The sequence below is a fragment of the Cyanobium sp. ATX 6F1 genome (assembly GCF_024346315.1).
Taxonomy (GTDB): domain Bacteria; phylum Cyanobacteriota; class Cyanobacteriia; order PCC-6307; family Cyanobiaceae; genus ATX-6F1.
Map to the genome: position 1 here is coordinate 70,944 of NZ_JAGQCS010000008.1, position 17,086 is coordinate 88,029.

A 17,086-nucleotide genomic window follows, 5' to 3' on the forward strand; every position below is an offset into this window, starting at 1 on the left:
CACCGTGTCCGCCCCCATGCGGCAGCCCGTGACCCTCCCTGAAGCGAGCACCGCCAGCGTGGCCCAGTCCCCTGCCCCCCAGGTCAGCCGGCTCCTGGGGGAGAGGCTCGAGCTGGTGGAAGACCTGTGGCAGACCGTGCTGCGCAGCGAGTGTCCACCCACCCACGCCGAACGCCTGCTGCGCCTCAAGCGCCTCAGTGACACCAGTGAGCAAGAACTGGAGGGGGAAGCGGCGGCGGCGATCGTCGGCCTGATCAGCGCCATGGACCTCTCCGAGGCGATCTCGGCGGCCCGGGCCTTCTCCCTCTATTTCCAACTGGTCAACATCCTCGAGCAGCACATCGAGGAGGACAGCTACCTGGCGAGCCTCAAGGCCATCCACCAGGAGGTCGACAGCGACCCGTTCATTCCGGCCCTGGCCAACCAGACCGATCCCGCCACCTTCCGGGAGTTGTTCGGTCGGCTGCGGGGGCTCAACCTGCCCCCCGCCACGCTGGAATCCCTGCTGCGGGAGCTAGACATCCGCCTGGTGTTCACCGCCCATCCCACCGAAATCGTGCGCCACACGGTGCGCCACAAGCAGCGGCGGGTGGCGGGGCTGATCCAGCAATTGCAGCACAGCAATCTGCATGAACTGGACGACCAGGGCAGCCTGCGCCTGCAGCTGGAGGAAGAGATCCGGCTGTGGTGGCGCACCGACGAACTGCACCAGTTCAAGCCCTCGGTGCTTGATGAGGTCGACTACGCCCTCCATTACTTCCAGCAGGTGCTGTTTCACGCCCTGCCCCAGCTGCGCCAGCGGCTCCACAGCGCCCTGCAGCTGAGCTACCCCGATGTGATCCCCCCCCGGGACGCCTTCTGCACCTTCGGTTCCTGGGTGGGGGCGGACCGGGATGGCAATCCCTCAGTCACCCCCGAGATCACCTGGCGCACCGCCTGTTACCAGCGGCGGCTGATGCTGGATCGCTACGTCCATGCCGTCAACGACCTGCGCGACCAGCTCAGCATCTCGATGCAGTGGAGTCAGGTGAGCGCACCGCTGCTGGAGTCCCTGGAGATGGACCGGCTGCGCTTTCCGGAGATCTACGAGGCACGGGCTGCCCGCTACCGACTCGAGCCCTACAGGCTCAAACTCAGTTACATCCTCGAGCGCCTGCGTCTCACCCAGGAGCGCAACCAGCAACTGTCCGAAGCAGGCTGGGAATCCCCCTTCGACCCCGCGGGCCAGCCCCCCCTCGGCGGCCTCAGCCCCCAGGCCCCCCAGGAGCTGCACTACGGCGGTGTCGATGAGTTCCGCACCGACCTGGAGCTGATCCGCGACAGCCTCGATGCCACCGGGTTGAGCTGCAAACCGATCCTGACCCTGCTCAGTCAGGTGCACATCTTCGGCTTCACCCTCGCCAGCCTCGACATCCGCCAGGAGAGCACCCGCCACTGCGAAGCCCTCGACGAACTCACCCGCTACCTGCTGCTGCCCAAGCCCTACGGGGAACTGGAGGAAGAGGAACGGATCGGCTGGCTGCTGCAGGAACTCCAGACCCGCCGGCCCCTGGCCCCGGCCTCGGCCCGCTGGTCGGCCGCCAGCGGCGAGACCTTCGCGGTCTTCCGCATGCTCAAGCGCCTGCAGCAGGAGTTCGGGCCCCGCATCTGCGGCACCTACGTGATCTCGATGAATCACACGGTGTCCGACATCCTGGAGGTGCTGCTGCTGGCCAAAGAAGCCGGACTGGTGGACCCCAAGCTCGTCTCCTCCGATCTGCTGGTGGTGCCCCTGTTCGAAACCGTGGAGGATCTGCAGCGGGCACCGGCGGTGATGGAGCGACTCTTCGCCGAGCCCTTCTACCGCCAGCTGCTGGCCAGCAGCAGCCCCGCCGAGCTGCCCCTGCAGGAAGTGATGCTCGGCTACTCCGACAGCAACAAGGACTCGGGCTTCCTCTCCAGCAACTGGGAAATCCACCGGGCCCAGATCGCCCTCCAGCGCCTGGCCACTGACCACGGTGTGGCCCTGCGCATCTTCCACGGCCGCGGTGGCTCCGTCGGCCGGGGCGGCGGTCCCGCCTACCAGGCGATCCTGGCCCAACCCAGCGGCACCCTCAACGGCCGCATCAAGATCACCGAACAGGGGGAGGTGCTGGCCTCCAAGTACTCCCTGCCGGAGCTGGCCCTCTACAACCTGGAAACGGTCACCACGGCGGTGCTGCAGAACAGCCTGGTGAGCACCCACCTCGATGACACCCCCAGCTGGAACGAACTGATGGGCCGCCTGGCGGCCCGCTCCCGCACCCACTACCGCGCCCTGGTGCACGACAACCCCGACCTGGTGGAGTTCTTCCAGCAGGTCACGCCGATCGAGGAGATCAGCAAGCTGCAGATCTCCAGCCGGCCGGCCCGGCGCAAGAGCGGCGCCAAGGACCTCTCCAGCCTGAGGGCGATCCCCTGGGTGTTCGGCTGGACCCAGAGTCGTTTCCTGCTGCCCAGCTGGTACGGCGTCGGGGCGGCCCTGCAGGAGGAAGTGGAGCGGGACGGGGAGCAGGAGGAACTGCTGCGGCTGCTTTACCAGCGCTGGCCCTTCTTCCGGATGCTGATCTCCAAGGTGGAAATGACCCTCTCCAAAGTCGATCTGGATCTGGCCCACCACTACGTGCAGGCCCTCGGGCGCCCCAGCCACCGGGAGTCGTTCGAGCAGATCTTCGAAGCGATCGCAGCTGAATACGTGCTCACCAGGGATCTGGTGCTCACCATCACCGGCCACCGGCGGCTGCTGGATGGCGATCCCGCCCTGCAACTGTCCGTCGATCTGCGCAACCGCACGATCATTCCCCTGGGATTCCTGCAGGTGGCCCTGCTGCGGCGCCTGCGGGACCAGAACCGCCAGCCGCCGATGAGTGAAGGAGCCAGCCCCTCGGCCGACGGCCGCACCTACAGCCGCAGTGAGCTGCTGCGTGGTGCCCTCCTGACCATCAACGGAATTGCCGCCGGCTTGCGCAACACCGGCTGAGGAGCCCTTGATTTCCTTTCGCAGCTCCGTCACCCAACCCCGCCTTCCGGAGGGCTACCGACTGGAGACCACACCCGCCCCGACCGCCCAGGAGCTGGATGCCCTGCTGGTGAGTTGCGGCGACCGATCCCGCCAGAGTGAGCTGATCGAGCGGGTGCTCTCGCGCAGCATCTGGCACCTGCTGGTGCGTGACCCCCAAGGGCAGCTGGTGGGGTTCGTGCGCGCCACCAGCGATCTGGCCCTCAATGCCAACCTCTGGGACCTGTCCGCCGCCCCGGCTGATCCTGCCCGTGCCACGGTGCTGGAGGTTCTGGTGCACGGGGCCCTGAGTCGACTGCGCCGGGAGATGGCGGGCTGCAGCATTTCGCTCTCGGCGCCACCGGAGGCTTTAGAGGCGTTGCGGCGCCATGGCTTCGTGGTGGACCCCGGCGGCATCCGAGCCATGGGGCTCACGCTCACCGATCCGGTGGAGAGCGTGGACTGAACACACGAGCATGGAGGGACTCGAACCCCCGACCCTCAGAATCGGAATCTGATGCTCTATCCAACTGAGCTACATGCCCTCGCCGTGGCCTGGGGCCATGGCTACCGACCGGAAGCAGACCCCCGGGCGATGGGTTTACCTTAACCGCACGCCGCCCCGGACCCATTCGGCTGCATCGCCTGGAGCTGCTGCAGTTCCGCAACTACACCTCCCTCAGCCTGGAGCTGAACTCCCCACGGTTGCTGGTGATCGGTGACAACGGCGAAGGCAAGTCGAATCTGCTGGAGGCGGTGGAGCTGCTGGGGAGCCTGCGCTCCCATCGCTGCAGCCGCGACCAGGATCTGATTCAGCAGGATCAGGGCCAGAGCCGACTGGGCGGCTGGTGCGCCGATGGCGAGCACCTGGAGCTGGAGTTGCGCCGGGTGGGGGGCCGCCAGGCCAGGCGCAACGGCAAGACCCTGGAGCGCCACCTGGATCTGCTGGGCCCCCTGCGCTGTGTGGGCTTCAGCGCCCTCGACCTGGAACTGGTGCGCGGGGAGCCCGCCCTGAGGCGCCAGTGGCTGGATCGGGTGGTGCTGCAACTCGAGCCGATCTACACCGACCTGCTGGCCCGCTACGGGCGCCTGTTGCGCCAGCGCAGCCAGCTGTTGCGCCGGGGCCTGGACCGCTCCCACCGCTCCGAGTTACTGGATGCCTTCGATCAGCAGATGGCCCTGGTGGGCACCCGGCTGCACCGCCGCCGTCGCCGGGCCCTGGCACGGTTGCAGCCCCTGGCGGCCGCCTGGCAGGAACGGCTCAGCGGCGGCCGCGAACGGCTCGAACTCCGCTACCAGCCCGGCAGCCTGCTGGAGGGAGAGGAGGCCGAGGCCCCCTGGCGCGAGGCCCTCGAAGCCCAGCTGCTGGCCCAGCGGGAGGAGGAACTGCGACTGGGCCACTGCGCCGTCGGCCCGCACCGCGATGAGGTGGAGCTGCGCCTGGCGGACCAGCCGGCGCGGCGCTATGGCTCGGCAGGCCAGCAGCGCACCCTGGTGCTCGCCCTCAAGCTGGCCGAGCTCGAGCTGGTGCATCAGCTCTGCGGCGCTCCGCCCCTGCTGCTGCTCGACGACGTGCTGGCCGAACTGGACCCCGGCCGCCAGCAACTGCTGCTGGAGGCGGTCGGTGAGGGCCATCAATGCCTGGTGAGCGCCACCCATCTGGGGGCGTTCAGCGCTGGCTGGCGCAACCGTTCCCAACTGGTTCAGGTGCGAGCCGGAGCGATCGCGACCGAGACGACTCCCCCCTGAGCGCTGGCCTGGCGCACCAGGCCGGACCACAAAGGCAACCCTGCGCGGGTTTTTACGGCCCTGGGCGTTATGGTGATGAGCTGTTCACATGGATCTGATGACCCAGACCCTGCCCAGCCTCCACCCCAACCCGGGATGGAATGGAGCTCCAAGCCCCCTTTCCGAAAGCCCCCAAACCTCCAGTGCCACCGATGCGGTGGGCAAACACTGCATCCTCGAGCTCTACAACTGCAACAGCGAGAAGCTCGACGACGAAGCCTTCCTCAGGACCGCCATCACGACAGCAGCCAAGCGTGCGGGCGCCACACTCCTGAATCTGATCACCCACCGGTTCGAACCGCAGGGGGTGACGGGGCTGGCCCTCCTGGCCGAATCCCATATCTCCATCCACACCTGGCCCGAGTCGGGTTACGCGGCCGTCGATGTGTTCACCTGCGGTGACCACACCATGCCCGAGCGGGCCTGCCATGTGCTCAGCGCCGAGCTGGGGGCCGCCCATCACAAGCTCACCAGCTTCCGGCGGGAAACGCCCCAGTCCTTAGCCGAGGCTGAACGGACCCCTCTCGCCGCCTGAGGCCTCAGAGAGCGGATCTGTCGCGGTTGAGCTTGCCACTCACCAGGCCCTCAAGATCCAGGCTCACCGCTGAGAAACCGAGGCCTGCAAAGGCCTCGACCAACTCTTCGCGCCACCCTGCCGGATCCCCCAACCGCTCCAGCAGCCCATCGAGCTGGTGCCGGGGGACTTCGATCCGGGCGGTTTCCCCCTGGCTGCGCACCCGCAGCTCGGCAATGCCCTGGCCCCGCAGCCAGTCCTCGGCAGCGGCCACCCGCCGCAGCCGCGGGGCGTTGATCGGCTCGCCGTAGGGGAAGCGGGAGGCAAGGCAGGGCTGGGCGGGTTTGTCCCACCAGGGGAAGCCAAGCGCCCGGGAAATCTGGCGCACCGCCTGCTTGTCAAGACCGCATTCCACCAGGGGCGAACGCACCCCCTGCTCGCGGGCGGCGCGGAGGCCCGGGCGGTGATCGCCGAGGTCGTCGAGGTTCACCCCATCGACCACCAGGGCCGCCGCTGCCTCAGGCTGCGCAGCCAGGGCTGCCGCCAGGGGTGCCAAGAGGCCGTGGAGCTCCCGCTTGCAGGCGTAGCAGCGATCCTCCGGGTTAGCGGTGTAGGCCGGATCGTCGAGTTCGGCGGTGGAAATCTCCCGGTGGTGCAGGCCCATCCAGCGGGCCTGCAGGCGGGCCTCCTCGCGCAGGTGCGGCGCCAGGGCCGATGACACACCGGTCACCGCCAGGGCCCGGTCCCCCAACTGTTCCGCCGCCAGGGCCGCCACCAGGGCGCTGTCCACACCGCCGGAATAGGCCACCACCAGCTGGTTCTGGGCCGCGAGCCACAGGCGCAGATCCTGCAGCGCCAGCCCAAGCTGCTCCGGCAGGGTTTCGCCGAGGCGATGGGGGGCAAGAGCGGACTGGATCGGGGCCAACGGGCGGTGGGCGGTCGTTAGGATCCAACGGTAAGGGGCCCGGCGATGACACCGCCCAGCAGCGCTGAGCGCACCGCAGGCACGGGCCGGGGCATCGGTATTCGCACCGCCGCCGGCAGCAACGAGCGCAGCCGCGGCCAACTGCATGTCTATGACGGCGACGGCAAGGGCAAAAGTCAGGCGGCCCTTGGCGTTGTGCTGCGCACCATCGGCCTGGGTATCTGCGAGCAGAAACGCACCCGGGTGCTGTTGCTGCGCTTCCTCAAGGGTCCCGGCCGCGCCTACGACGAGGACTCCGCGATCGAAGCGCTGCAGCAGGGATTCCCCCATCTGATCGACCAGGTGCGCACCGGACGGGGCGACTTCTTCACCGCCGCCGAGGCCACCCGCTTCGATCGCCAGGAGGCCCAACGGGGTTGGGACATCGCCAAGGGCGCCATCGCCAGTGCCCTCTACTCCGTGGTGGTGCTCGACGAGCTTTCGCCTGTGCTTGATCTGGGGCTGCTCGACATCGACGATGTGGTGCGCACCCTGGCCACCAAGCCCGACGACATGGAGGTGATCGTCACGGGCCGCGGCGCCCCCCAGAAGCTGGTGCAGCTGGCGGACCTGCACTCGGAGATGCGCGCCCACCGCCGCGCTGACGGTGATGCCATCGGCTTGGAGGGGATCGAGATCTACACCGGCGAAGGCAAGGGCAAATCCACCAGTGCCCTGGGCAAGGCCCTGCAGGCCATCGGCCGCGGCATCAGCCAGGACAAGAGTCACCGGGTGCTGATCCTGCAGTGGCTCAAGGGCGGCAGCGGCTACACCGAGGACGCGGCCATCGCCGCCCTGCGCGAGAGCTACCCGCATCTGGTCGATCACCTGCGCTCCGGTCGTGATGCCATCGTCTGGCGAGGCCAGCAGCAGCCGATCGACTACGTGGAGGCCGAGCGGGCCTGGGAGATTGCCCGTGCCGCCATCTCCAGCGGGCTCTACAAAACCGTGATTCTCGATGAGATCAACCCCACGGTGGACCTGGAGTTACTGCCCGTGGAGCCGATCGTGCAGACCCTGCTGCGCAAGCCCGCCGAAACCGAGGTGATCCTCACCGGCCGCTGCAAGAACCCCCCCGCCTATTTCGATCTGGCCAGCGTGCACTCGGAAATGGTGTGCCACAAGCACTACGCCGAGCGGGGCGTCGATCTCAAACGCGGCGTCGACTACTGATCCCGCCGTTTGGGCGGATTCAGTAGCGCGAAACCGTTGGGTCCACTTCCTGGCTCCAGGCGTCGATGCCGCCACTCACATTCACACCGTTGATGCCGTGGCGCCCCAGCGCGATCAGGGCCTTGGCGGAGCGGCCACCCATCTTGCAGTGCACATAGAGCCGTTTGCCCGCCGTCAGCTCCCGCACCTGCTCGATCGCCTGGCCCCCCTCAATCTGATCGAGGGGAATCAGCACGGCGCCATCGATCGCGGCAATCGCCACCTCCGGGGGGTTGCGCACATCCAGCAGCAACAGCTCGCTGCGGTCTCCATCCAGCAGCTGCTTGAGCTCGATCACACTGATCGCCTCCAGGGTGCCCGCCTCCTCCTGGCCCGGCGCCGTGCCGCCGACGCCACAGAACTCCTGGTAGTCAATCAGTTTGTCGATCACCGGACGCTCGGGGCTGGGCCGCAGCTTGAGCTCGCGGAACTTCATCTGCAGGGCATCGAAGAGCAGCAACCGGCCGCTGAGGCTGGTGCCGATGCCGGTGAGGATCTTGATCGCTTCGGTGGCCTGGATCAGGCCGATGATCCCCGGCAGCACACCCACCACACCACCCTCGGCGCAGGAGGGCACCAGGCCCGGCGGCGGCGGCTCGGGGAACAGGTCGCGGTAATTGGGGCTTTCGGCATCGAGGTTGAAGACCGTGGCCTGGCCTTCGAAACGGAAGATCGAGCCGTAGACGTTGGGTTTCCCCAGCAACACGCAGGCGTCGTTGACCAGATAACGGGTGGGGAAGTTGTCGGTGCCGTCGCAGACGATGTCGTAGGGGCGGATGATCTCCAGGGCGTTCTCGCTGGTGAGCGCCGTTTCGTAGAGATCCACCTGGCAGTGGGGGTTGATCTCGTGGATGCGGTGCTTGGCCGATTCGATCTTGGGCTTGCCCACCCAACTGGTGCCGTGGATCACCTGACGTTGCAGGTTGCTGGTGTCGACCACGTCGAAATCGACGATGCCAAGGCGGCCCACGCCAGCGGCGGCCAGATAGAGCAGCAACGGTGACCCCAGGCCACCGGTGCCCACGCACAGCACCGAAGCGGCCTTGAGCCGCTTCTGGCCCTCCATCCCCACCTCGGGAAGGATCAGATGGCGCGAGAAGCGGGCCACCTCGTCGGGGCTCAGCTGGATGCCAGTGGTGTCAGGGGGAAGCATGGGCAGGGAGCCGCCGTTGGGGGGCCGTGATCGGTCCGTGCTCCCTACTCTCCCAAATCCCCGACCCCGCCCAAATCCCCGACCCCGCCCATCTGCGCATCAGCCTCCGCAGCGCCATCCAAGCTGAGCCGTCGGGGCTCGTCAGGGGGCTCGGGCAACCACCAGGCCCCCAGCCCACCGCTGGGGCCGGGCCAAGGTGAGCGAATCAGCATCAGCGTCGGTGGGAGCACCCAAGCGCGATCGATGGCCGATGGGATCGCTCCGCCATCGGGGTGACTGTGGGCGCTGCCGATCACCTCGATTTCCCGGAGGCGCGCCCATTTCTGCGCCAGCAACTGCTCCCGGGGGTCGATGGCAAAGCGGTTGCGGCGGCTGGGTGCTGCGGCCGCGTCATCGTCCGTCGGCCCGGGCCCGGCCCCGGGCCAACCCTCGACCCAGACGTTGAGGCAGGGCCAGATGGCCTCAATGGCCAGGGAGGAACCCTGCTGCCGCCCCAGCAGCAGAGCGCAGCCTTCTTCGGGTGCCGCGGCCAGGAGCACGGCCTCAAGCACCGCAGACCAATGTCTGCCAAGCCACAAGCGCTCTGGCACGGCAAGGCTCACCCCGATACCTTAGGGCGCACGACCCAGTTGCCCAATCAGATTCATGAGCGACGAGACAACTGACGTGAAGGAGCCTTCCGTGTTTTCCGCCAGCTCTTCCACCACCGAGGAAGCCGGTGCCGGCTTCACGGAGCGCTACAGCGAAATCCTCGGCAAGGTGAACACCGCCCTCGACCAGGTGGACTGGACCCAGATGGGCCGCGTCGGCAAGGCCGCCGGCATCCTGCTGGCGGTGATTGTCGCCCAGGTGCTGATCAAAGGGGTGCTCGACACCATCAACCTGCTTCCAGTGGTGCCGGGCCTGCTCGAACTGCTGGGCCTGGTGGTGGTGGGCCAATGGAGTTGGCAGAACCTCACCACCAGTGACAAGCGCAGCGCCGTGGTGAGCCGCCTGCAGGGTCTCCGCAGCGAGTACCTGGGCTGAGCGCAGGGCTCAGCCCCACGCCGTCGAATCCCCCATCAACGCGAAGATCCGCCGCTGGGCCTGGCTGCGGTAGCCACCGCCAAAGAGGTTGGCGTGGTTGAGCAGGTGGTACAGGTTGTACAGGCCTGATCGCTCCCCATGACCGTCGGGCAAGGGCCATTCGGCCTCATAACCCGCGAAGAAGCTGCTCGGAAAGCCCCCGAACAGCTGGGCCATGGCCAGATCCACCTCCCGATCGGCGCGGTGAACGGCGGGATCGAACAGGGCTCCCCGACCGGTCGTCAGCGCACCGGCGTTGCCACTCCAGAGATCGCCATGCACCAGGCAGGGCTCAACCGGGTGCCGCGCCAGCCAACGGGGCACCCGCTCCAGCAGCTCCCGGGCCCCCTCGAAACGCTGGCCCTGGCGCTCCGCCCAGGCCAACTGCACCCCCAGACGACGATCGGCGAAAAAGGAGCCCCAATCGGCCAGCCAGCCATTGCGCTGGGGCCCTGAACCGATGAAGTTGTCGCTGGCCCAGCCAAAACCCTCTGAACCGCTCTCCAGGCTGCGGCGGTGCAACCGGGCCAGGCCCGCGCCCAGGGAGCCCCAGGATCCGGCCTGCCCGCCCCCGCCCAGGGGCAGCCAGGTCATCACCAGCAGGGCCTGGTCCTCCCATTCGCCGCAGAGCAGGGGCTCGGGAATCACCAACCCTTCATCGGCCACCGCGGTCAAGGCCGCCAGTCCCTGCTGCTCAGCCAAGAGCACCGGCAGCTGATCGGGGCGGTTGGTCTTGGCGAACAGGCGGCGGCCATCGCCCATCTGCAGGCTCCAGGCGCTGTGGATGCAGCCGCCCCCCACCGGCTGCCACGACATCACTTCCGAGCCCAGCAATGCGGCGATCGCGGCCACGGGCGGCCTGTGGGCTGGCGGCATCGCTGCTGGCTCCGCGCTGACCAACCCAGGCTGCCAGCATGCAAAGGCCCTGTCCTGCCGTGCTTGACGCCTGAGGCCGGTCTCACCGCTGACGCCTGCGACGCTGTGGTGGTGGGGGGCGGGATCGCCGGCCTGACAGCGGCGGCCCTGCTGGCCGAGGCGGGTTTGACTGTGGAGCTGCTGGAGGCCCACCACCAGAGCGGTGGCTGCGCCGGCACCTTCCGCCGCGGCCCCTACACCTTTGATGTGGGCGCCACCCAGGTGGCCGGCCTGGAGCCGGGGGGGATCCATGAGCGGCTTTTTCGGCACCTGGGGGTGGAGCCGCCAGCAGCCAGCCCCCTGGACCCTGGGTGCAGCGTGCTGCTGGCGGGGGAAACCACACCGATCCAGCTCTGGCGAGACCCCCAGCGCTGGGCCCAGGAGAGGCAACGGCAGTTTCCCGGCAGCGAGCGCTTCTGGCGGCTCTGCGGCGCCCTGCACCAGTCGAACTGGGCCTTCAACCAGCGCGATCCGATCCTGCCGCCCCGCAGCCCATGGGATCTGGCCACGGCGCTGGGCGCCCTGGGGCCGGCCCAGCTGGCCAGCGGTCTGCTGAGCGGCGCCACCGTGTTCGACCTGCTGCGGCTCACGGGCTGCGGCGGCGATCAGCGCCTGCGGCGTTTTCTGGATCTGCAGTTGCGGCTCTATTCCCAGGAACCAGCGGAGCGCACCGCCGCCCTCTATGGCGCCACGGTGCTGGCCATGGCCCAGGAGCCCCTTGGTCTCTGGCACCTGCAAGGTTCCATGCAGAGCCTCAGCACGGCGCTTGAGCGGGGCCTGGCCCAGGCGGGCGGGGGCTTGAAGCTCGGCCACAGAGTGAAGCGGCTGAGCCCCCCAGTCCCTGGCCTGGCCCCGGAACTCTGGGTGGTGGAAGGCCACGCCCGCGGGGGCGCCCCGTTCCAGATCGCCGCCCACGACGTGATCTGCACGGCGCCGGTCCAGGCCCTGCCGGAGCTGCTGGGGGAGGCCCTGCCCCAGCAGCTCCGGCGGCGGCTGGCCGGATTCGACGATCCCTCCGGCGCCCTGGTCTTCTACGGGGCGATCGATCGCGATCTTCTGCCCGCTGAACACCCCTTGCACCTGCAGCTCGATTGGGGTGATCCCGGCCCCCTGTTCGTGTCGATCAGCGCGGAGGGGGATGGCCGCGCCCCCGCGGGCCAGGCCACCGTGATCGCCAGCGTGTTCAGCCCCGCCCGCCCCTGGTGCGCGCTGGAGGAGCCTGCCTACCAGGAGCGCAAGCGGGCCGCTCAGCAGGGCATCGAGGCAGGCCTGATCCAGCTCCTCCATCTGCCCCCCGAACCGTTCAGGCACGGGGAGCTGGCCACGCCCCGGGGCTTCCTGCATTGGACGGGCCGGCCCTTCGGATTCGTGGGCGGGCTCGGCCAGGCCCCCAGCCGTTTCGGCCCCTTCGGCCTGGCCAGTCGCAGCCCCCTGGCGGGTCTGTGGCTCTGCGGCGATTCGATTTTTCCCGGAGAGGGCACCGCCGGGGTGAGCCAATCGGCGCTGATGGCCTGCCGCCAGCTGCTGGCCAGCCGCGGCCGATCGCTCACGCTGGCCCGTTGAAGGCTCCCGGGAGTCAGAGGAAGGGGGGGCGAAGCTCCCGGGCCCGGGTGAGAGCGGCCTCGAGCTGGTCGAAGTGCCCCTGCTCCACCAGCGCCTGCAGGGCCGCCAGCTGCTGGCCGTAGGCCGCCAGCGCTTCGCCCAGGGCTTGCCGGTTGTGGGTGGCCATCAGGGTGCCCAGTTCGGGGTTGCCGCCACCCACCCTGGTGGTGTCGGCAAAACCGCTGGAGGCCAGGGCCCGCACCAGTTCAGCCAGCTCCGGATCCGGGGCGGCGCGATCAGCGACCAGCAGCAGGGCGGCACTCACCAGCACCGGTAGATGGGAAATCAGCGCCACCGCCCGGTCGTGGGCGATGGCGGAGCACGTGAGCCAGCGGGCCCCCACCGCCTCCGCCAGGGCCCTCACCTGTTCGAGGGCCTCGGGGTCGGTGGCCTCGGTTGGGGTCGCCACCCAGGGGCGGCCCTGGAACAACGCCGGTTGACCCGCCTCCACACCGGCTTCGGCCGTGCCCGCCATCGGATGGCTCGCGACAAAGCGGGGGCAGCGGGGTTGCCACTGGGCCAGCACCGGAGCCTTGACCGAGCCCACATCCGTGAGCACCGCCTGCCGAGGCAGGGCGTCCAGCAGCGCCTGGGGGGGGTCCAACAGCCGATCAAGGGGAAGGGCCAACACCACCAGGCCGCACCCCTCGAGCACCTGGGGGTCTGTAGCGATGCGGTCGGCCAGACCCCGCTGCCAGGCCCGCTCGGCGGTGGCCTGGCGGTGCACCAGGGCATGGACCGTGGCGCCGCGCGCGCGCAGGTCCAGCGCCAGGGAGCCCCCGATCAACCCCAGGCCCACGATTCCCACGGGCCGATCCCGCCACAACACTGTCATCGCCGGTACGGCCTGCTCGGGCCAGCTTCCTACGATTCGGCCATGTTGGAAGCCCGCGCCCACCACCAACTCAAAGCGCTGCTGCGGCAGGAAGGTGCCGCGCGTTGGCCCCATCACCTGACCCTCAGCCGTCTGGTGGCCCGCAGCCTGCGGCGCGCGGACCAGACCCAGGTGCGCCTGAGCGCCCTCAGCGACCCCAGCTGGCTGGTGGGGTTGCTGGTGCCCCTGGCCCTGAGCGAGGCCCCCGTGGCCCTTGTGCTCAGCGATGAACTGCGCCAGCGGTTGCTGCAACAGGAGCTGCCCCGCCTGAAGGCGGTGGGATTGAACCTGCCCTGCTGGGAAGGGGAGAGCGCCCCACAGGGTGCCCGGCTCTGGCTGCTGAGTCCGGCCGAACTGGCGATGGCCTGGCAGCAGAACCTTCTCGGTGAGCGTCAACTGGTGATCGTGGAGGCGGACGAGCTGGAGCGGGCCCTGCGGCAGTCCCTGGGGATCGTGGTGGAGACCCGCCACTGGGAGTTGCTGCGGCGCAGCCTGCCGGCGGCCGAAGCCAGCCTGCTGGCCCTGCACGAGCGCCTGAGCCGGCGGATCTTCAGCCATCCCTCCAACCCTTCCCTGCAGATCGCCCTCAGCCCGGAGGAGGAGGCGCCCCTGGGGCAGCTACTGCAACTGCTCAGCCCCCTACCACCCCCTTGGCCCAGCTGGCTGGAAAGCCAAGGGCCCGGCTGGACCAGCTGGGCGACGGTGGATCCCCAGCTGCTGCAGTGGACACTGCACCGCCAGCCCCTTGAACCGTTTGAGGTGATGGCGGGGCTGCTGCGCAAGCGCGGGGCCCTGATGATCGGGTCGGAGCTTGGGGGGCCCGGTGGCACCCCCTGGTCGGCGCCGGCCCAGGCGGCCCTGGGTTTTGCTCCGCAGGTGACGGTGCACCTGGGCGATCCCCCGCTGCAGGATCCCCTTCCCATCCATGCGCCCCAGCGACAGGCCCTGCCCAACAGCCCCGACTACGGCGAGCACCTGCTGGAGCACTGCCGCCGGCTGGTGCTGGGCCAGGAGGGGCTCACGGTGGTGTTGATCGATGACGGGCCGTTGCGGCTCGATCTGAGCAGTGCCCTGGCCGCTGAATTCGGCAGCCGCGTGGTGCACCAGACCACGGCTCCAGAGAGCAACGGTGTGCTGTGCTGCGGCTGGGATTGGTGGCTGGAGCACCAGCAACGCCTGCCGGTACCCGGCCAGGTCGTGGTCGCGCTGCTGCCGATCGCCAGCCTGGAAGACCCCCTCACTGCCGCGCGGGTCAGGGCGCTGCGCCTGCGGGGCCGCGACTGGTTCCGTGAGCTGCTGCTGCCCGAAGCCGTCAGTCGACTGCAGCGGGGCGTGGCCGGGCTGCGCCGTGGGGGCGGCAGGCTGGCTTTGCTGGATGGCCGGGTGCGGCGGCGCACCTGGGGCCGCCAGGTGCTGGAGGCTCTGGAGCCCTGGGTGGACCTGCCACGGCTGTTGCCTCGCTGATCGTTGTTGCCGCGCTGATCGGTGTTGCCGCGCTGATGGCCTCAAGGCAACCAACCGCCCTGGAACTTCGCTGCAGAGGCGTTCCAGCCCGTGGCGACCCTTAGCCTGGCCGCGATCCGACAGGGCATGGATGCATGGGTGAGGCCAAACGTCGGGCGGAGCAGGGGCTACCAGCCCGGGAGCGCAAGCAAGCCGCCGCCCCCAAGGACAACTCACCGAGGCTGGTGAGCTGGTTGCCGTTCAGCCAACGGCAAGCAAGCCGCTTCGTGGAGGTGTCCACCAAGGGGGCCTGGTATGGAATCGCTGCCCTGGCCATTTTCTGGGTGACCGTGCGCTTCATCGGCCCGGCCGCAGGCTGGTGGAGCCTGGCCGACGGCTGACGGGATTCAGCCGACGACGGCCCCGCGGCAGGACAGGGTCCAAAGACAATGAGTATTTCTACGCGCACCAATCGGAAGAAATCATTAACGTCTGTTCACTGCCCCTGTTCTACCGATGTTTCCCCGACTTGCTGAGCACTATCGCTCCGTCGTTCAGGATCTGGTGATGAGCCTCCAGGCCTTGGCTGTCAGCCTCCAGGGCCAGGGCTTTTCGGCCACCTGCTACGTCTGCGGAGATGGCGCCCAGGGCCAGGGTGCCTCCTTCGTGGCCGCCCTGGGCGAGGGGCACATGGTGCGCTTCCTGGTCTCCGACTTCGGCATCAGCTGGGTGGAATCCCGCAACGGCCATGAGTTGGTGAAGCTGGAGGGTGCCGACGCCATTGAGGAATTGCAGCGCCTGGCCACCTTCCTCCAGCCCGAATCCACCGCCAGCAGCGCGGCCTCGCTTCAGGCCCCGGGCGCCACTGCCGCAACGGGCAGCTGAACCAACGTTCATCGTTCATCTTTTCCACAACCCGAATCCCTAGCAGCGTCAACTCGCCTGCACGAACATCGGCTTGGCTGCCTTTTGGCTGGGCTGGGGCACCTGTCAGCACCTTCCCCAATCAGCCGCAGGCAGGGCGTAACGGCCGCTTGAGCCGCTGGGGCCGAAGCTGGCGAGCGGCATCGACACCGCACCTCCCATCAACGCAGCCCTACGGCCCCCAGGCCTTAGTCAAGGGAAATCCCTACGGTTCAGGCGGCAGAGCTTGGAAGGATTCCTTCCTGGCTCGAGCCAATCGATCAGCCCCAGCTGATCGTCACCTCCGGGATGACACCCAGACCATCTCCACGCCAGCTCAGGCCCTCCCTGAGCGCGTCCCGTCCAGGCCAGGGCCCGATAGCAACGGCCGCAGCCTAGCCCACACACAACTCCAAGGGCCGTGGAAGGCCCTCATACTTGCCTGCTGTGGCGCTTAACCGGCCTGGGCCAGCAGCTCCTCATCATCCTCCGGCACGGGCATGGCGGCCAGCTTGGCGGCGGCCGCCGCCAAGGGCTTCATCGAGTTGGCGGTGACGTCCGCCCCTTCGGTGAGCTTGCGGCGCAACAGGGCTTCGATCACCTCCTTCTGCTCGGGGTTCTGCTCCAGCCAGCCGATGGTGTTGTCGCGGCCTTGGCCGATGTTGTCGCCCTCGTAGCTGTACCAGGCACCCTTGCGCACCACCACGCCAGTTTCCTCGGCCAGATCGAGCAGGCAGCCCAGGATGCTGATGCCGCGGCCGAACAGGATGTCGAACTCGGCGATGCGGAAGGGGGGCGCCACCTTGTTCTTGGCCACCTTCACCTTGGCGCGGATGCCGTATTCCTCGGTGCCACGTTTGAGGGTCTGGATGCGGCGGATGTCGAGGCGCACCGAGGCGTAGAACTTGAGGGCGTTGCCGCCGGTGGTGGTCTCAGGGTTGCCGTAGGTGACGCCGATCTTCTGGCGCAGCTGGTTGAGGAAGATCACGGTGCAACCGGATTTGCCGATATTGCCGGTGATCTTGCGCATCGCCTGGCTCATCAGCCGGGCCTGGCCGCCCACCGACAGATCCCCCATCTCCCCTTCGATCTCCGCCCGGGGGGTGAGGGCTGCCACCGAGTCGACCACGACGATGTCGACGGCGGCGGAGCGCACCAGCTGGTCGACAATCTCCAGAGCCATTTCACCGGTGTCCGGCTGGGACACCAACAGGTTCTCAATGTCGACGCCCAGGGCGGCGGCATAGACCGGATCCAGGGCGTGCTCCGCATCCACGAAGGCGGCTACACCGCCGCGCTTCTGCACTTCGGCGATGGCGTGGAGGGTGAGGGTGGTCTTGCCGGAGCTTTCCGGGCCATAGACCTCCACCACCCGGCCCTTGGGATAGCCACCACCCAGGGCCAGATCGAGGGTGAGGGCACCGGTGGAGAAGGTTTCCACCCGCATGCGGGAGGCATCCCCCAGACGCATGATCGAGCCCTTGCCGAAATTGCGCTCGATCTGGTTGAGCACCAGACCCAGTGCCTTGTCGCGCTCGCCGGCTCGGGCCTCGGCGGCCTTGGCCTCAGGCCCTCTGGCGTCTCCGGCCCGGGCGGAGGTGGTCTTGGGGAAATCAGCAGGCATGGTCTGGGTGGTC

16 protein-coding genes and 1 tRNA gene are annotated in these 17,086 nt (G+C 68.5%); 10 read left to right on the forward strand and 7 right to left on the reverse strand.

The window, feature by feature from the left end; translation table 11 throughout:
* Positions 1-16 precede the first annotated feature (16 nt).
* Positions 17-2,998: a phosphoenolpyruvate carboxylase gene (ppc, locus tag KBZ13_RS12315; protein ID WP_255009673.1), complete on the forward strand. Its 2,982-nt coding sequence runs from the start codon at positions 17-19 to the stop codon at positions 2,996-2,998.
* Positions 2,999-3,005: 7 nt separating this feature from the next.
* The gene (locus KBZ13_RS12320) at positions 3,006-3,482 is read left to right on the forward strand and encodes an N-acetyltransferase (protein ID WP_255009531.1); all 477 of its coding nucleotides are present in this window, start codon (positions 3,006-3,008) and stop codon (positions 3,480-3,482) included.
* Between the two features lie 5 nt (positions 3,483-3,487).
* Here KBZ13_RS12320 and KBZ13_RS12325 read toward each other — a convergent pair.
* Positions 3,488-3,561 (reverse strand) — tRNA-Arg (locus KBZ13_RS12325).
* A gap of 100 nt (positions 3,562-3,661) precedes the next feature.
* Here KBZ13_RS12325 and recF point away from each other — a divergent pair.
* Positions 3,662-4,765: a DNA replication/repair protein RecF gene (gene recF / locus KBZ13_RS12330; RefSeq protein WP_255009675.1), complete on the forward strand. Its 1,104-nt coding sequence runs from the start codon at positions 3,662-3,664 to the stop codon at positions 4,763-4,765.
* 97 nt (positions 4,766-4,862) lie between these two features.
* On the forward strand, positions 4,863-5,339 hold the full coding sequence (speD, locus tag KBZ13_RS12335) for an adenosylmethionine decarboxylase (protein ID WP_255009677.1): 477 nt from the start codon (positions 4,863-4,865) through the stop codon (positions 5,337-5,339).
* 4 nt (positions 5,340-5,343) lie between these two features.
* Here the strand turns inward: speD and larE are convergent, their stop codons facing one another.
* Positions 5,344-6,234 carry an ATP-dependent sacrificial sulfur transferase LarE gene (gene larE, locus KBZ13_RS12340; RefSeq protein WP_409995656.1) on the reverse strand — a complete coding sequence of 297 codons (891 nt, stop codon included), beginning with the start codon at positions 6,232-6,234 and terminating at the stop codon, positions 5,344-5,346.
* 54 nt (positions 6,235-6,288) lie between these two features.
* Here larE and KBZ13_RS12345 point away from each other — a divergent pair, with 54 nt between their 5' ends.
* Positions 6,289-7,455 (forward strand): cob(I)yrinic acid a,c-diamide adenosyltransferase, encoded by a 1,167-nt coding sequence (locus KBZ13_RS12345; protein ID WP_255009533.1) that lies wholly within the window; start codon positions 6,289-6,291, stop codon positions 7,453-7,455.
* 19 nt (positions 7,456-7,474) lie between these two features.
* Here the strand turns inward: KBZ13_RS12345 and moeB are convergent, their stop codons facing one another.
* Both moeB and KBZ13_RS12355 read right to left on the reverse strand, forming a co-directional pair.
* A complete protein-coding gene (gene moeB / locus KBZ13_RS12350; protein WP_255009535.1) occupies positions 7,475-8,647 on the reverse strand; it encodes a molybdopterin-synthase adenylyltransferase MoeB in 1,173 nt (390 codons plus the stop codon).
* Between the two features lie 44 nt (positions 8,648-8,691).
* On the reverse strand, positions 8,692-9,186 hold the full coding sequence (locus KBZ13_RS12355; RefSeq protein WP_255009537.1) for a M67 family metallopeptidase: 495 nt from the start codon (positions 9,184-9,186) through the stop codon (positions 8,692-8,694).
* 106 nt (positions 9,187-9,292) lie between these two features.
* On the opposite strand from KBZ13_RS12355, the gene KBZ13_RS12360 reads away from it, so the two are divergent.
* Positions 9,293-9,673: a CAAD domain-containing protein gene (locus KBZ13_RS12360; protein ID WP_255009538.1), complete on the forward strand. Its 381-nt coding sequence runs from the start codon at positions 9,293-9,295 to the stop codon at positions 9,671-9,673.
* Between the two features lie 9 nt (positions 9,674-9,682).
* On the opposite strand, the gene KBZ13_RS12365 is transcribed toward KBZ13_RS12360, so the two are convergent.
* Positions 9,683-10,588, reverse strand: coding sequence for a fructosamine kinase family protein (locus tag KBZ13_RS12365; RefSeq protein WP_255009540.1), 906 nt, complete (start codon positions 10,586-10,588; stop codon positions 9,683-9,685).
* 63 nt (positions 10,589-10,651) lie between these two features.
* Here KBZ13_RS12365 and crtD point away from each other — a divergent pair, with 63 nt between their 5' ends.
* Positions 10,652-12,190, forward strand: coding sequence for a C-3',4' desaturase CrtD (crtD, locus tag KBZ13_RS12370; RefSeq protein WP_255009541.1), 1,539 nt, complete (start codon positions 10,652-10,654; stop codon positions 12,188-12,190).
* Between the two features lie 13 nt (positions 12,191-12,203).
* Here crtD and KBZ13_RS12375 read toward each other — a convergent pair whose 3' ends face one another.
* On the reverse strand, positions 12,204-13,064 hold the full coding sequence (locus tag KBZ13_RS12375; protein WP_255009543.1) for a prephenate/arogenate dehydrogenase: 861 nt from the start codon (positions 13,062-13,064) through the stop codon (positions 12,204-12,206).
* Between the two features lie 42 nt (positions 13,065-13,106).
* On the opposite strand from KBZ13_RS12375, the gene KBZ13_RS12380 reads away from it, so the two are divergent.
* The 3 genes from KBZ13_RS12380 (at position 13,107) to KBZ13_RS12390 (ending at position 15,431) form a co-directional block, all read left to right on the forward strand.
* Complete coding sequence (locus KBZ13_RS12380) at positions 13,107-14,567, forward strand: helicase (protein WP_255009545.1); 1,461 nt, start codon at positions 13,107-13,109, stop codon at positions 14,565-14,567.
* 134 nt (positions 14,568-14,701) lie between these two features.
* Complete coding sequence (locus KBZ13_RS12385) at positions 14,702-14,947, forward strand: DUF2839 domain-containing protein (RefSeq protein ID WP_255009553.1); 246 nt, start codon at positions 14,702-14,704, stop codon at positions 14,945-14,947.
* A 115-nt stretch (positions 14,948-15,062) separates the two neighbouring features.
* The gene (locus KBZ13_RS12390) at positions 15,063-15,431 is read left to right on the forward strand and encodes a DUF1815 family protein (RefSeq protein WP_255009555.1); all 369 of its coding nucleotides are present in this window, start codon (positions 15,063-15,065) and stop codon (positions 15,429-15,431) included.
* 472 nt (positions 15,432-15,903) lie between these two features.
* Here KBZ13_RS12390 and recA read toward each other — a convergent pair whose 3' ends face one another.
* The gene (recA, locus tag KBZ13_RS12395) at positions 15,904-17,073 is read right to left on the reverse strand and encodes a recombinase RecA (RefSeq protein WP_255009557.1); all 1,170 of its coding nucleotides are present in this window, start codon (positions 17,071-17,073) and stop codon (positions 15,904-15,906) included.
* Positions 17,074-17,086: the final 13 nt, after the last annotated feature.

Bases quoted from the DNA above. Each gene is read 5' to 3' on its own strand.
- ppc (WP_255009673.1), top strand. From the start codon at position 17: ATGCGGCAGCCCGTGACCCTCCCTGAAGCGAGCACCGCCAGCGTGGCC.
- speD (WP_255009677.1), top strand. From the start codon at position 4,863: ATGACCCAGACCCTGCCCAGCCTCCACCCCAACCCGGGATGGAATGGA.
- KBZ13_RS12345 (WP_255009533.1), top strand. From the start codon at position 6,289: ATGACACCGCCCAGCAGCGCTGAGCGCACCGCAGGCACGGGCCGGGGC.
- moeB (WP_255009535.1), bottom strand. From the start codon at position 8,647: ATGCTTCCCCCTGACACCACTGGCATCCAGCTGAGCCCCGACGAGGTG.
- KBZ13_RS12360 (WP_255009538.1), top strand. From the start codon at position 9,293: ATGAGCGACGAGACAACTGACGTGAAGGAGCCTTCCGTGTTTTCCGCC.
- KBZ13_RS12365 (WP_255009540.1), bottom strand. From the start codon at position 10,588: ATGCCGCCAGCCCACAGGCCGCCCGTGGCCGCGATCGCCGCATTGCTG.
- KBZ13_RS12375 (WP_255009543.1), bottom strand. From the start codon at position 13,064: ATGACAGTGTTGTGGCGGGATCGGCCCGTGGGAATCGTGGGCCTGGGG.
- KBZ13_RS12380 (WP_255009545.1), top strand. From the start codon at position 13,107: ATGTTGGAAGCCCGCGCCCACCACCAACTCAAAGCGCTGCTGCGGCAG.
- KBZ13_RS12385 (WP_255009553.1), top strand. From the start codon at position 14,702: ATGGGTGAGGCCAAACGTCGGGCGGAGCAGGGGCTACCAGCCCGGGAG.
- KBZ13_RS12390 (WP_255009555.1), top strand. From the start codon at position 15,063: ATGTTTCCCCGACTTGCTGAGCACTATCGCTCCGTCGTTCAGGATCTG.
- recA (WP_255009557.1), bottom strand. From the start codon at position 17,073: ATGCCTGCTGATTTCCCCAAGACCACCTCCGCCCGGGCCGGAGACGCC.